Below are 15005 nucleotides of genomic sequence, written 5' to 3'. Positions count from 1 at the left end.
TTACGGTGGCCGTTAGATCACATGACTTCGCTATCTTGTGCTAGCTCGTCTCCAGCCTACGCCTCATATGATGTTTTTGTTCATCAGCTCACGGATTTGCTAGCGGCTTCCTCCAGACTATCTCTCGCGATTTAGCCCTTGCCATTCGCTAGTAGTTATCGTTTAATAACAGTGTGTTATTTAAACGGTGATCTTCCTACAGAGGACTTTCACCTCATAAGTCAATGCCCATGTCGGGCGTACACAAGAAATTCAACAAGGACAAAAAACAGTTGGCTTTTTGTTCACTACGTTCACTTATTTTAGCCAACAATTTTTTGCCTGTTAATTGGGCGTTGAGGCTGTAGAATTACTCTTTTTAGGAACATACACAACTATTCTTGGTTGGTTGCTTTTTAACCTTGAATCCATCTGTTCGCTGTGATCTAATAGATATTATTCACCCACGGTAAACTGTTATGGCTAACTACAAGCCTGACTTATCTTGTCAAAATAAATTCATTCCTATCAATTTCGCTGAGCAAATTCTGCCTGGCACTTTTGAGTATGCCCTTTGTTATATTGTCGAAAATAAACTCGATTTATCGGGGTTTGACGCGTGGTACAACAATGACAAAACGGGCGCGGCGGCGTATCCACCTTCGGTAATGCTAAAGATTATTTTACTGGGCTATGCACATGGTTTGATCAGTAGCCGTCGAATTGCTAAAGCGTGTGAGACGAACATTTTATTTATGAGTGTGTCGGGAGATATCCAGCCGCATTACACATCAATAGCAGGCTTCGTTGCTAAAATGCATGAACAGATTAAACCGATTTTTACGCAAGTGCTGATGATATGTGATGAGGAAGACTTGATAGGCCGCAACATGTTTGCCATTGATGGGTGTAAATTAAAGTCCAATGCGAGTAAAGAGTGGAGTGGCACATTCGATGAGTTAGGTCGCAAAAAAGCAAAACTAGAACGCGCAAGCAAACGTATTATTGAACGCCACCAATCACAAGATGGACTGGGCGAAGAATTGATAACTCAGGATTTAAAACAAAAAGAAAAGCTAGATAAAAGTGCAGATAAAATCACCGAGTTTTTAGCCACTCACGAAGAGAAAACAGGCAGTAAAGGCAAGCCTGTTAAAAGTAATATCACTGACCCTGATAGCGCGAAGATGACGACCTCAAAAGGGACAATTCAAGGCTACAACGGCATCGCGATTAATGACGATAAACATCAGGTCATTCTGCAAGCACAAGCGTGGGGTTCGGTGGGCGAACAACAAACTCTGCAGCCAGCTGTTACGCAGTTAAAACAACAACTCGCTAAACTCAATACAGAAAAAATGGCAGATAAACACACCATCAAATTCACCGCAGACAGTGGGTTTAACAGCGAAGTGAACCTTGAATATATGGCGAAAAGCGGGTTCGATACCTACATTGCGGATAATCAGTTTAGAAAACGAAATCCGCTGTTTAAAGACAGCGAAACATACGAAACAGAGCAAGAAAAGCGTCGATTAAAACGCAGTAAAGGCAAGCCACGATTATTTACCTCAGACGATTTTCATTATGATGAAGCAACCCAAACATGCCGCTGCCCAGCAGGTAATGATATGTGGCGAAGTGGTATAAATGTAAAAAGTCACAATCAGCAATACACGCGATTCTGCGGTTACTTAAAAGACTGTAAAGCGTGCCCGCTACAACAGCAATGTATGCGAAAGCCGCCTATTAAAACAGGGCGACAGGTGCAGTTTATAAATAATGAATCACGCAAAAAGCTGAGCTATGTAGACAAAATGAAAGTAAAAATAGATAGCCCCATAGGGCGACGACAATACAGTAAGCGATTAGGCTGTATTGGTAATCCCCCCGAAAAATAATAGATGCCAAACGTAGAATTTTCTCTTATTGTAAACACAGGAGAAAATTATGAAAAAAGCACATTTTACAGACAGTCAGATCCTTGCCATTTTAAAACAATGCTAAAAGCATTAGATAGGCACGGTGTTAACAGCCATACTTTATTTCCTGACTTGGAAGGGCTTTGTAAATATCTAAACTGGAAGCACGAAAATTCATAACAAGAGACTATGGCGTTAATAGTTAATTTATAACTTTTGGCGCTTCCCATAAAACACCGTCTCTTAGTACAGTTAAAGTGGCTGTCCAGCTAATTTCTTTCTTACAACACCTAAAGCTAGTAAGTAGTGCCAAAGGGGTTGTCGCATTATTGATATTTTGCAGTACGGAAAAACACATATAATTGATAGCGCTAATAAATAAAAGGTCATTGTTTTTTATTGCTCTGTTTTATTTAGTAACTAATCTAACAGATTCGACCTCTCAGTATTTTTTTTCTGGTAGTATGGACAGGTTATAAGCAGTTTAAGCAGTGAACACACTATGTTAAGTCCTTTTTTTCAGCAGCATGCTGATTATGTTTCTATCTCTCGTGAGCAGGGTTGTCGATTCGCTAAATGCGTTGCTGATGATTACAATCCACTTCATGACAAAGATGCCAAAAAGTTTTGCGCGCCAGGAGACTTACTTTTTTCATTGGTACTAGACCGCTACGGTATTAGTGAACAAATGGAATTTACTTTTGCTGGTATGGTTGATGAAAACACCAAACTTAACTTCCCTGAGGGAGCCGATGAGTTTGATGTTACCAATGGCGAAAAAGTTATTTTAAAGGTAAAGCGCAGCGGTAAAACCAGCCAATGCCCAGCACTAACTAATAGTCTAATAAAAAATTATGTTGAGTTTTCTGGTACTACTTTTCCGCATGTAATTATCCCATTAATGGGCAAGCAAGAGGTAATGATAAACCCTGCTCGTCCGATGGTAATTTACGAATCAATGCTTATTAATCTTGATAACCTTGATATAACAGCGCCAATACTTGAATTTGCAGAGCCAAGCTTTGAGTACACTGGTAAGCGCGGAAAAATTACACTACGTTTTAACCTGTTAGAAAACGGCGTTAAAGTGGGCAGTGGTGAAAAGCACATGGTGGTTTCGGGTATTCGCGAATACTGCCAAGCAACAGTTGACGATTTAATCGCGTTTTACAACGAACGTAAAGCGACACTAAAGCCAGCTTAAAGCTACAGCAAATTATAAAAGGCGCTAAATACAACGGTGATTTAGCGCCTTTTTTATTGTTTTAGCGCTAAAGCTAAAAAGAGCAATCACGATTAAATACTTTTCTGGGCTGGTTAATTTACGCAGTACAGTAATATGCGTACAATAGCGCTCTTTGTTATTTTAAAGCTAAGCCTATGTCTGCCACTACGTTCTCATCACTTAATCTCGACCCGTTATTATTAACAGCGATTGAGCAAAATAATTACACTCAACCTACCGCAATTCAGATTAAAACCATTCCGCCTATTTTAGCCGGAAGTGATGTAATGGGCAGCGCGCAAACAGGTACGGGTAAAACAGCCGCCTTTGTTTTACCGCTGTTACATAAGCTTTTAAATACCCCTAAAAAAGATGAGCAAGGCCTTGCACGTGTAGTCATTTTAACGCCAACCCGTGAGCTTGCTCAGCAAGTATTTGCAAGCTTTGAAAAGTACGCACAAGGCACTCATATCAATGGCGCTTTAGCCTATGGTGGCGCAAGTATTGGCCCTCAAATAAAAGCACTTAAAACAGCACAAGTTATCGTGGCCACACCAGGGCGTCTGCTCGATCATATAGTTAAAGGCAGTGTGGTACTTTCAAGCGTAGACTCTTTAGTGTTTGACGAAGCTGACCGCATGCTTGATATGGGATTTATTGATGAAATTAGACGTATATTGCGACATATCCCGGGCGATCGCCAAACTTTGCTATTTTCAGCTACGTTTGATGACAGCGTGTTTGAACTCAGTAAAAAACTACTTAAAAATCCAGAGCTAATTGAAGTTGATAAACGTAACTCAGCCGCAGTGGAAGTAGAGCAAGTTATTTACGCTGTAGATGAGGATCGTAAGCGCGAACTTGTATCGCACATGATAGGCATGAAAAACTGGCGCCAAGTGCTTATTTTTACTCGCACAAAACAAATGGCTGATCAGCTTGCTAAAGAAATGTGTAAAGACGGTTTAAAAACCGAATCAATCCATGGCGACAAATCGCAAGGCGCACGCGACCGTGCATTGCAAAACTTTAAAGAAGGTATTACGCGCGTACTTGTTGCAACCGATGTAGCTGCGCGTGGTTTAGATATTTCTACACTTAGATACGTAATTAACTTTGAACTACCTTACATTGCCGAGGATTACGTGCACCGTATTGGCCGTACAGGTCGTGCTGGTGAACAAGGACTTGCTATGTCGCTGGTAAGTCTTGATGAGCAATGGCTGCTAGAAGAAATTGAAGTACTACTCGATACGCGTCTAACACCGCAGTGGTTAGAAGGCTACGAGCCAGATCCTAATAAAAAGCCAAAAGATAATCGTAAAAACACCAACAAGTCGCGAAAAGATCGCGATAAAAAGCGTATTACCGGTAAAAGAGAGCCAAGTAGGCGTCGTAAATAATAGCTTTTCCTTTGTTTTATTGCCTATACTGGGGCTAATAAGTAGCTGAGGTAAAGTAATGTTTGAAATCGATCAATGGGCATTTTCTGGTATTGATGGCCAAATATCTTTGCATAAATGGCAAAAAACAATCGACCTTATAACGGGGCTTTTTTCAGCCCCGTCAGGTTATATAGTTCAGGCGACAAGCAAAGGCTATCGCGTTGTTATTAGAAATAACGAAGGTGGCTCTAACTTTGAGACCAATCCTATCCTTCCCCCCCAAACACCTCTTTTTTGTAAGTACGTAGCAGAGAATAACAATACCTTATACGTTAATAATGCATGTAATAATGATGCATGGAACACTCTACCTGAGGTTGTTGAAGATGGTGTTGAATCCTACTTAGGTTTACCAATCCATTGGCCTGAAGGCGAAGTATTTGGCACGCTATGCTTAAAAGACACTAAAAAAACAACTTATACCAATGAATATTTTGAGCTTATAGAACAACTACGCGATTTAATTGAAGACGACTTAGCGCTTATTTATAGTTATGAACAAATGCGCGAAATAGCCATGCTCGATGCGCTAACTAATATCTATAACCGCCGAGCACTTAGTTTACTCGCTCAGCAAAAGCTTAATTTAGCGCTACGCTTAGGTTTTGATGTATGTTGTTTATTTATTGATATAAACGACTTTAAAAAATTAAATGACACCTTTGGTCATGAAGTGGGTGACAAAGCCTTAATTATATTGGCAGATACGCTAAAAACCCATTTAAGAGATGCTGATATAGTCGGGCGTATCGGAGGTGATGAGTTTGTTGTGGTAATGCAAGTAAGCGATAAAAGTAAGATTGGCTACATTATGGATAAAATTTCGACTGAGTATTCAAAAGCCTTACTCAAAGAAGACGTTTGCGATTTATCGCTCAGTATTGGTTATAGCTTTACTGACAAACAAAGGCAGTCATTTGAAAAACTATTAAATGATGCAGACCAGGCAATGTATAAAAATAAACAAGCGTATAAGCTCGCTAAAAAAGCACAATTATAAAAGGAGGTTCATGCCACACAAACTTGGCTAGTTTTTTCTGCGATAGGTTTTATTTTTTCCTTAGCAATAATAAGCTTATTTGAAACGTTCCCTAGCATTAGATTTATATCTAATGAGGGAATAATTTTTGGTGTTATGTGCTCATCGATGGGGTTGCCTTAAAAAGGCTTGAGAGTAATAACCAAAAATAGCTTTCATTGATAGCTTAAGCTGCAAATCTTTACTTGTATTTATTAATTAATTTTTCAAAGAACGGACATAAAAAAGCAAGCCATGAGGCTCGCCAAGAAGGGTGTTAATTAGCTCTTACCTAGCCTTTAAGCTATTAGCTTTTCCGCAAGGTTTAATTCCATAATGGCTTTTAATAAACGGTATAAGTTAATTGACGCGTCAATTTCTTCTTTACGGTTTGTTAAGCTTTCAATATTTAAGCCCAGTGGCACGTCTAGGTGCGCACAGCTTTTAAGTATTAAGTCGAGGTTTTCGCGGCAAATACGGACGGATTCACTTAATGTATTGTCTGCATCAAGCATGCGCCATTTAGTTGCCTCTGGCACTGAGATACCCAACCATTGCATAAACTCTAAGGTTTTTTCGCCGCCGCACGGGGTAAACGTTAATATAATACGTTGAGGTGTAATACCCTGTGCTTTACAAGTACGTGCGTAGCTAGTGATTAGCTCTATAGTAGCTTGTGCATCGTAAACAGCTTGCGATATAAAAAACTGACAACCTTGTGCTGTTTTTTCTATTAATCGTTCGTGCTCATTTCGTTTACTTGAATGGCGCTCGGCAATCGTAACGCCACCTAAAAAGAAATCATCGGATTGCTCAGCCATCGCTTTATACGCATCTGGCAGGCTTAGCTTTATATCGCCTATCGATGATGGGCTACCTACTAAAACAACATTTTGTAAATCGTAGTCGTTTTTAGTTTCACTTAGCCAATCTTTAAATTCGCCTACGCCACGCTGCGCCACACTTTTATAAGTAATCACATCTTGTGCAGATAAATTACGAAGTAAATGGCTGTATTCACGCGGATCAACGGTTTGTTTAAACGCAAATGGGCGGTCTTGGTTAGTTCGGCTGCTTTCGTCTTGAATGTCGTAAATTATCACGCCGTCGTATTCAATTTCGTGTAAGCGACCTAATAGCTTTTCTGCAATGGTTTTTAATTGCGCTTTATCGGTGCCAATTTTAGGCGGGGTAGTACCAATAAGATAAACACCTTGATTGGTGTCCACTATCTTCTCTTTTAGTGATAAAGCCATAATCCTCATTCCAGCTAAGTTTGTTTTGATGGATTTAATATAGCAGCCATTTAGACGTCTAGATAGATTTATTTAATGAAAGTTTTTCAACTAACATGATGTTTATTCATAGGGCTTGTTCCCATAATTTATAATTGACACAGTTGTTTACATAATAAATCCCCTTGGGGGTCTTATATTTATTGGCTTTGGGGCATAATCGAGGGTGAGTTAGTAATACATCTGACAACAAATTTGCTCAATTTAAAAAGGGACAACAATGAAATTTAAATTATTAGCAACCAGCTTAGCGGTATCGCTGGCGTTAACAGGTTGCGCCATGCAACAAAACCAAAGCACGCAAACAACAGCACAACAAGAACAAGTAAATAAAGCTGATGATCGTGTTTTTTCACAAGATTACTTAATTGAAGAACTAGAAAACGGCTTACGTGTCATGGTTGTTAAAACCGATTACCCTGATGTAGTGTCGCTGCAAATTCCGGTATCGGTTGGGTCGCGTAACGAAGTTGAAGAGGGCAAAACAGGTTTTGCTCATTTTTTTGAACACATGATGTTTAAAGGCTCACAAAAATACCCTGAAGATGTTTACTCAGACATATTAAAAAATTCAGGTGTTGATAACCGCGCTTATACAACAAATGATTACACAAATTACCATTTAAACTTTTCAAAGCAGCACCTTGATAAAGTACTTGAGCTTGAAGCTGATATTTTTCAAAATTTAACCTACACCGAAGAGCAATTTAGAACAGAAGCACAAACGGTAAAAGGTGAGTACTTAAAAAACAACGCGAGCCCAATTCGTAAATTATTAAGCGCTGTACGCGAAGAAGCGTTTGATAAGCACACGTATAAACACACCACTATGGGCTTTTTTAAAGACATAGAAGCCATGCCAGATCAAATGGCCTACGGTAAAGAATTTTTTGCTAAGTTTTATAAGCCTGAGTATGTGTCACTTGTCATCGTGGGCGATGTAGACCCACAAGCAACAATGGCAATGGTTAAAAAGCATTGGGGCAGCTGGAAAAAGGGTAACTATGTTGCTGACATTAAAGCAGAACCTGTTCAACAAGCACCAAAATATTTGCACCAGCAAGATGAAGCGCTACCAGGGCATTGGTTACTTGTATCGTACAAAGGCGCTGCGTGGGAGCCTGCTAAAAAAGACAGAGCAGCACTTGATTTAATCTCACAGCTTTATTTTTCTAGTAATTCAGATTTATATCAAGAGCTAGTGGTCGACAAACAAATTGCCAGCCAAATGTTTACCTATAACCCAGAGACTAAAGATCCGGGTTTATTACACGTATTTGTTAAAGTAGAAAACGCAGATGATTTAGCCACTGCACGCGATGCTATTAACCGCACTTATGCAAAAGCACGCACTGAGCTTGTTGATGAGCAAAAGCTAAGTGATTTAAAATCGAACCTTAAGTACAGCTTTATTAATGGCTTAGATTCGTCGCAAGCGATTGCATCAACCCTTGCCAGCTACATGCATTTTGAGCGCGATCCTGAGGTTATAAACCAGCTGTATAAATCGGCAGATAACATCACCAGCGCAGATATTAAAGCCGTTGCTAATAAATACTTTACTGATAACGCACGTACCACATTAACAATGTCGGCACTTGATAAAGCCCCAGGTTTTGAGCAAGAAGTTGATTTAAATGCGCTTACTGCAAAGCTTGAACAAGCACCTGCGAAGCCTGCATTTAAAGTACTTGATAAAACCAATGGCTCGCCATTAATCGATGTTAACTTTTTATTCAATACCGGTGCGGCTGCCGACCCACAAGGCAAAAAAGGTGTTGCTGCGTTAACTGCGGCTATGCTTGCACAAGGTGGCTCAGAGGCGACAAGCTATAAAGATATTCAAAAAGCACTTTATCCGCTTGCGGGTAGCTTTGGCTATCAAATAGATAAAGAAATGCTGTCATTTCAAGGGCGTATTCATAAAGACAATGCAGCGCAGTGGTATACACTTGTGAGCGATCAATTATTAAATCCAGGCTTTAGAGATGACGACTTTAAACGCCTTAAAAAAGAAATGATCGATGGCATTAAGTCAGGCTTAAAAGCATCTAACGATGAAGAGCTAGGCAAAGAAGTGCTATACAGTGCGCTTTACAAAAATCACCCTTACGAAAGCTACAACTATGGTGATATTTCGGATTTAGAAGCGCTGACGCTAGATGATGTTAAAGCGTTTTATAACAGCGAGCTTACGCAATCTAAACTCACGGTTGGCTTAATTGGGGCTGTGCCTGCAAAACTTAAAGCTAAAATGATGAGCGACTTTGCAACGCTACCAAAAGGTGAGCAAAGCCGTTTAAGTATTCCTGATGCGCCAGCGCTTAAAGGTCATCATGCAACTATTGTAGAAAAGTCAGCGCAATCGACTGCGGTATCATTTGGTTTCCCTATTGATACAATAAGAAGTAGCGAAGACTGGACAACCCTTTGGCTTGTGCGTTCGTACTTTGGTGAGCACCGTAGTTCTAACAGCTTTTTATATGAGCGCATTCGTGAAACTCGCGGCATGAACTATGGCGATTACGCATACATTGAATACTTTCCACGTGGTATGTTTCAAACCAAGCCAGATGCAAACCTAGGGCGCTCAGAGCAAATATTTCAAGTGTGGTTACGCCCGCTTCGCTCTAATAACGATGCGCACTTTGCAACACGTACCGCCTTGTTTGAACTAGATAAGCTCATTAAAAATGGTATGAGCGAAGACGACTTTGAAGCAACGCGTAACTTTTTAATTAACTTTGTGCCGCAAATGGTGGCAAGTCAAAACCGCCAATTAGGTTACGCGCTTGATAGCGAATTTTACAACACAGATAGCTTTGTAAGTTACGTAACTAACAAACTTAAAACGCTAACGCTTGCTGATGTAAATCGCGTTATTAAAGAAAACTTACAAACAGACAATGTTCACTATGTATTTATTACTGGTGACGGCGCTGATATGCAAAAACGTTTAGCATCGCAGCAAACATCGCCAATGGTTTACAACACGAATAAACCTGCTGAGTTGGTTGCTGAGGATAAAGTAATTGCTGATTATAAATTAGCAATTCCTGTAAAAAATATTGAAGTGATGAAAGTCGATAAAGTATTTCAATAATTTAAGTGGTTTTTAAGTGTTAGAAAAAGCCTCAATGCTTAAAGTATTGGGGCTTTTTTATTATTTAACCTGAACTCTGGTTAAGAGATTTACTAGCGTATTGAATCATGGTGGTATTTAAATTTATTTTCTCTAGCCAGAGATTTTCAGTAAATTCAACGCAGTTAGCGCTGAAAATAGCTGCTCGAGATAGATTTATCATCCACAGTTCAGGTTATTTAATAATGAAACTTAATAAACGGTTATACCTAATAACCAGAACAAATAACTAAGGGGTTAACACCTTAGGCTTTAAATCCGTTAGACTTGATAAAAGGCTCTTTTATATCAATTTAAGGCAGTGCAGTATTATGCGTCATGAAATTTGGCAACAGCTTCGTAGTGAAGCAAATGAAGTCGTAACCCGTGAACCTCTTTTAGCGAGTCATGTGTATTCATGTATTTTGAATCATGAGTGTTTGGGTTCAGCATTGAGCTTTATTGTTGCTAATAAATTGGCGGACGCGGTGGTATCTGCGTTTACTATTCGTGAGTTGTTCGATCAAGCATTTGTAAAGTGCGATCGTATGCTTACTTATGTAGCTGAGGATATTAAAGCGGTAAAAGACAGAGATCCCGCAGCCGAAACTTACCTTACGGTGATATTAAACTTAAAGGGTTTTCATGCTATTCAAGCGCACCGTTTAGCAAATTGCTTATGGCAACAAAACCGTAAAGAGTTAGCGCGCTTTGTACAAAGCCGAACATCTGAAGTGTTTGGGGTTGATATTCACCCAGCATGTAAAGTGGGTAAAGGTATTATGTTTGACCATGCAACCGGTATTGTTATTGGTGAAACAGCGGTAATAGAAGATAACGTATCAATTTTGCAATCTGTAACGCTTGGCGGTACGGGTAATGAGCAGGGGGATCGTCATCCTAAAATTAGAGCCGGTGTGTTAATAGGCGCTGGTGCTAAAGTACTTGGTAATATTGAAGTGGGCGAGGGCGCACGAATTGGTGCAGGCTCTGTTGTACTTAGCAATGTTCCAGCACACACAACCGCTGTTGGCGTACCCGCTAAAATTATTGGTCGACCGGATTGTGAGTGTCCGGCGCAAAGTATGAACCAAAACTTTTTAGCAAATCCTGAGCCTGAAAATGCTTCACATACAAGTGCAATGCTATAAAAGTAGGCGAAAATAAATGCCATATAAAAGTAACTTATTTGCAATGATACTCAGCTTTTTTGTGGGGGTAGGATTAACAAGTGGTTACTTTTTGCATTTGTATGAACCGTTTAACGATAAAACGGCTCAATTTATACATGCTAGCCAAGATGTTATTATTGAAGTAAGCGGTAATAAATCAGTTCAAAAATCACCTATAAACACTACAACTAAAGCACTTCAACAACCGCTGGAAAAAGAGTACATTACGAAAATAAGTGCGCTAAATAACGAATTGTCAGTAGCTACAAAACAGCTGAAAGTTGCTCAGCAGCAGTTAAAGCGAACTCGCTTAGAAGGCACTGATTTTGCTAAGCAGCTTGATGAAAAATTTGATAGTGAAAGTGAAAATACGCAGTGGAGCTTCGAAATAGAAACGGCACTTACTGACTTTTTAATCATCAGTGATTTAAGTAATACGGCGCAGCTAAGCTATTTAACTTGTAAACAAACTATCTGTAAATTTGAATTACTAGCCGATAAGAATAATGAACAAGGCCATGCACAGTGGCGTGAACTTAATGATAAGTTGGCAACGACACCTTGGTGGCAACAGTTTAAAATCACCTCATCAAGCTCAAACGACGAGCGAATAGAATTTATAGTGAGCACCAAAGAGTAAGTGCTCCTATTTTAGTTAAGCGTGCTAGCTCACTACTTTAGAATGTATAACACCATCAACAAGTTCGGTAATAAGTGCATCACCGGCTTTCACATCACTTACTGACTTAACCACTTTATTTTTTCATTTTTTGTAATGCTGTAACCGCGTGCTAAAACATTTAGCGGACTTACCGAATCTAATTTACTTGCCTGTAGTGCCAAGTTGTTATTTGCTTGCTGCAATTGATGCTGTATAGCTTGGTTTAGTCTTGCGTGTAATTGCGTGAGTATATGGTTTGCTGTAGCGAGTTTTTTGTCAGGCGATTGGCGCATTAAACGCGGCGTTAAGTTATTAAGTGTGCGTTCTTGCTGGTATAAGCGATTACGCATAGCTTGTTGCAGTGCAATGCTTAGCTCATCCAAACGTTGCGTTTTTTGATTAAGCTGATTGCGTGGATGACATAAATTAAGGCGGTGTTGTAACTGCGTTGCTAATGCGCGCTTGTCGGCAATGCCGTGCTTAAACGCGTTAGATAAACGATTAACTAATTGTGTTACTTTGTTGTGTAATTCTTGCGTATTTGGGCTTACAAGCTCAGCTGCCGCTGATGGGGTTGCTGCACGAACATCGGCAACATAGTCGCTAATAGTGGTATCTATTTCGTGGCCTACCGCACTTACTATGGGTAATTCACTTTTGAAAATAGCGCGGGCGAGCTGTTCGTGATTAAAACACCATAAATCTTCAAGTGATCCGCCGCCTCGTCCTAAAATAAGTACGTCTACTTCATCACGAGCATTAGCTAATTCAATTTGATTAATTAAATGTAGGTGTGCTTCTTTGCCTTGCACCATCGCAGGGTAAATAATGACTTCTAATTGCGGCGCACGGCGTTTAAGTACCGTTAAAATATCTTTTATAGCAGCGCCGGTTGCTGAGGTAATAACACCAATACGATTAATATTTTGCGGTAATGGCTGCTTGTGAGCAGAGCTAAATAATCCTTCGGCGGCCAAACGCATTTTAAGTGCATCGAATTCTTGTTTTAGCTGACCTTCGCCGGCCGGTTCCATATGCTCAACAATAAGCTGGTAGTCACCGCGAGGTTCATAAAGTGATACACGCGCTTTTACTGTAACTTGCGCGCCATTTGCAGGGCGGTAGCTTTGGTTGCGGTTGTTGCCGCGCCACATTGCGGCTTTAATTTGTGCTTTATCGTCTTTTAGCGAAAAATACCAATGACCGGATGCAGGGGTAATGAAATTAGAAATTTCGCCTGTTAATACTAATGAGGCAAAGCCTTGCTCAAGTAATGTGCGAATTTCTCTATTAAGGCGTGACACGGTGTAAACCGTCTGCGAAGGCTTCGAAAACATAAAAAACAACCTAAAACTATTTATGAGGCAAGTTATAAGGTAAGTTTATCATAAATATTTACGAAATATTATTTACTCATGCCAACAACGCTGTTAAAATTTGGCCGCAATTCCTTATCGTAGTTCCACATGTGAGAAGTTGCCAAAATGCTTAGAATCGCTAAAGAAGCTCTTACCTTTGATGACGTACTTTTAGTACCTGGTCATTCTACTGTTTTGCCACACACGGCAAACATTTCAACTCGCTTAACGCGTGGTATCAAACTTAACTTGCCGCTTATTTCAGCATCTATGGATACTGTTACAGAAGCTCGTTTAGCTATTGCCCTTGCGCAAGAGGGTGGTCTTGGTTTTATTCATAAAAACATGACTATCGAAGAACAAGCGAAAAACGTACGTAAAGTTAAAACCTACGAAGCAGGTATTGTTTCTTACCCTGTAACGGTTACTGCCGATTTAACAATTGCTGATGCAGTTGAGCTTTCGCACGAAAAAGGTTTTTCAGGCTTTCCGGTTACCGACAGCAATAATGTACTTGTAGGCATTGTTACTAGCCGTGATATGCGTTTTGAAACTAAGCTTGAACAGCCTGTTTCTACCGTTATGACTAAAAAAGAAAAGCTTGTTACCGTTAAAGAAGGCGCAGCACGCGAAGAAATTTTAGGCTTAATGCACGAACACCGCATTGAAAAAATCCTTGTTGTTGATGATGAATTTAAACTCAAAGGCATGATCACAGTAAAAGATTATCAAAAAGCCCAAGACAAACCTGACGCATGTAAAGACGACCAAGGTCGTTTACGTGTAGGTGCTGCTGTAAGTGTTGGCGCGGGTACTGATGAGCGTATTGCTGCATTAGTTGAAGCGGGTATTGATGTTTTACTTATCGATACATCGCATGGTCACTCTCAAGGCGTTATTGACCGTGTTACTAAAACGCGTAAAGAGTACCCAGACTTACAAATTATTGCAGGTAACATTGCAACAGCTGAAGGTGCGATTGCACTAGCTGATGCGGGAGCGGATGCAGTTAAAGTAGGTATCGGCCCAGGTTCTATCTGTACTACACGTATTGTTACCGGTTGTGGCGTTCCACAAATTACCGCTATTTCAGATGCTGTTGAAGGCTTAAAAGGTCGCGACATTCCTGTTATTGCTGATGGTGGCATTCGTTTTTCTGGTGATATTGTTAAAGCACTTGTTGCTGGTGCATCGTGTGTAATGGTGGGTTCTCTTCTTGCTGGTACTGAAGAAGCACCAGGTGAAGTTGAATTGTACCAAGGCCGTTATTACAAATCTTACCGTGGTATGGGCTCATTGGGCGCGATGGATCAAAAAGAAGGTTCATCAGATCGTTACTTCCAAAAATCAAACGAAGCAGACAAGTTAGTACCTGAAGGTATTGAAGGTCGCGTAGCTTACAAAGGCCCTATTGCAACAATTATTCATCAGCAAGTGGGCGGCCTACGAAGCGCTATGGGCTTAACGGGTTGTGCAACAATTGAAGAGCTAAATACAAAACCACAATTTGTACGTGTTACTTCAGCAGGTATGGGTGAGTCGCACGTTCATGATGTGCAAATCACTAAAGAAGCACCAAATTACCGCTTAGGTTAAGCAGCGTAATTAATTTAATATACTGGGCTTGCTTTGCAAGCCCTCTTTTTAGTCGTTTATATAAATACCAATTGCATTAATAAAGTGGTCAATTATTGCGACAGATAAATGGCTCAATAACGAGGCAAAAACTTCGACTTTTAGTTTCTTCTAAATAAGAAGTTTTTAACGTGGTTAGAGAGTTATTTAGCCTGCAAGAATTAGTAATGTTTA

The 15005-nt window shown here is 40.0% G+C and carries 9 protein-coding genes and 1 pseudogene; 8 read left to right on the top strand and 2 right to left on the bottom strand.

Annotated features, from left to right (window positions below):
• The first annotated feature begins 458 nt into the window (after nt 1–458).
• The 4 genes from P20495_RS06520 (at nt 459) to P20495_RS06540 (ending at nt 5571) form a co-directional block, all read left to right on the top strand.
• A complete protein-coding gene (locus P20495_RS06520) occupies nt 459–1880 on the top strand; it encodes a transposase (RefSeq protein ID WP_008137476.1) in 1422 nt (473 codons plus the stop codon).
• Nucleotides 1881–2403: 523 nt separating this feature from the next.
• Nucleotides 2404–3105 carry a DUF3581 domain-containing protein gene (locus tag P20495_RS06530; protein WP_008137471.1) on the top strand — a complete coding sequence of 234 codons (702 nt, stop codon included), beginning with the start codon at nt 2404–2406 and terminating at the stop codon, nt 3103–3105.
• A gap of 176 nt (nt 3106–3281) precedes the next feature.
• Nucleotides 3282–4529, top strand: a complete 1248-nt coding sequence (locus P20495_RS06535) for a DEAD/DEAH box helicase (protein ID WP_008137469.1) — start codon at nt 3282–3284, stop codon at nt 4527–4529.
• Nucleotides 4530–4587: 58 nt separating this feature from the next.
• Nucleotides 4588–5571, top strand: coding sequence for a sensor domain-containing diguanylate cyclase (locus P20495_RS06540; RefSeq protein ID WP_008137467.1), 984 nt, complete (start codon nt 4588–4590; stop codon nt 5569–5571).
• Between the two features lie 317 nt (nt 5572–5888).
• On the opposite strand, the gene P20495_RS06545 is transcribed toward P20495_RS06540, so the two are convergent.
• Nucleotides 5889–6845, bottom strand: coding sequence for a methylenetetrahydrofolate reductase (locus P20495_RS06545; protein ID WP_021032136.1), 957 nt, complete (start codon nt 6843–6845; stop codon nt 5889–5891).
• A 259-nt stretch (nt 6846–7104) separates the two neighbouring features.
• Between P20495_RS06545 and P20495_RS06550 the strand changes: the two genes are divergently transcribed.
• The 3 genes from P20495_RS06550 (at nt 7105) to P20495_RS06560 (ending at nt 11817) form a co-directional block, all read left to right on the top strand.
• Nucleotides 7105–9987, top strand: a complete 2883-nt coding sequence (locus tag P20495_RS06550; protein ID WP_008137464.1) for a pitrilysin family protein — start codon at nt 7105–7107, stop codon at nt 9985–9987.
• Nucleotides 9988–10337: 350 nt separating this feature from the next.
• Entirely contained in the window at nt 10338–11156 is an 819-nt protein-coding gene (gene cysE, locus P20495_RS06555) for a serine O-acetyltransferase (RefSeq protein ID WP_007377821.1), read from the top strand.
• Between the two features lie 16 nt (nt 11157–11172).
• Complete coding sequence (locus tag P20495_RS06560; protein ID WP_007377820.1) at nt 11173–11817, top strand: hypothetical protein; 645 nt, start codon at nt 11173–11175, stop codon at nt 11815–11817.
• Nucleotides 11818–11841: 24 nt separating this feature from the next.
• Here the strand turns inward: P20495_RS06560 and xseA are convergent.
• A pseudogene (gene xseA, locus P20495_RS06565) lies at nt 11842–13175 on the bottom strand (exodeoxyribonuclease VII large subunit).
• A 147-nt stretch (nt 13176–13322) separates the two neighbouring features.
• On the opposite strand from xseA, the gene guaB reads away from it, so the two are divergent.
• On the top strand, nt 13323–14792 hold the full coding sequence (gene guaB / locus P20495_RS06570) for an IMP dehydrogenase (protein ID WP_007377818.1): 1470 nt from the start codon (nt 13323–13325) through the stop codon (nt 14790–14792).
• The last annotated feature ends 213 nt before the right edge of the window (nt 14793–15005 follow it).

Source organism: Pseudoalteromonas sp. BSi20495, assembly GCF_000241185.1.
In the GTDB taxonomy this organism is placed as follows: domain Bacteria; phylum Pseudomonadota; class Gammaproteobacteria; order Enterobacterales; family Alteromonadaceae; genus Pseudoalteromonas; species Pseudoalteromonas fuliginea.
Note: the sequence above shows the minus strand (reverse complement) of the source record. Positions and strands in the feature narration are given on the sequence as shown.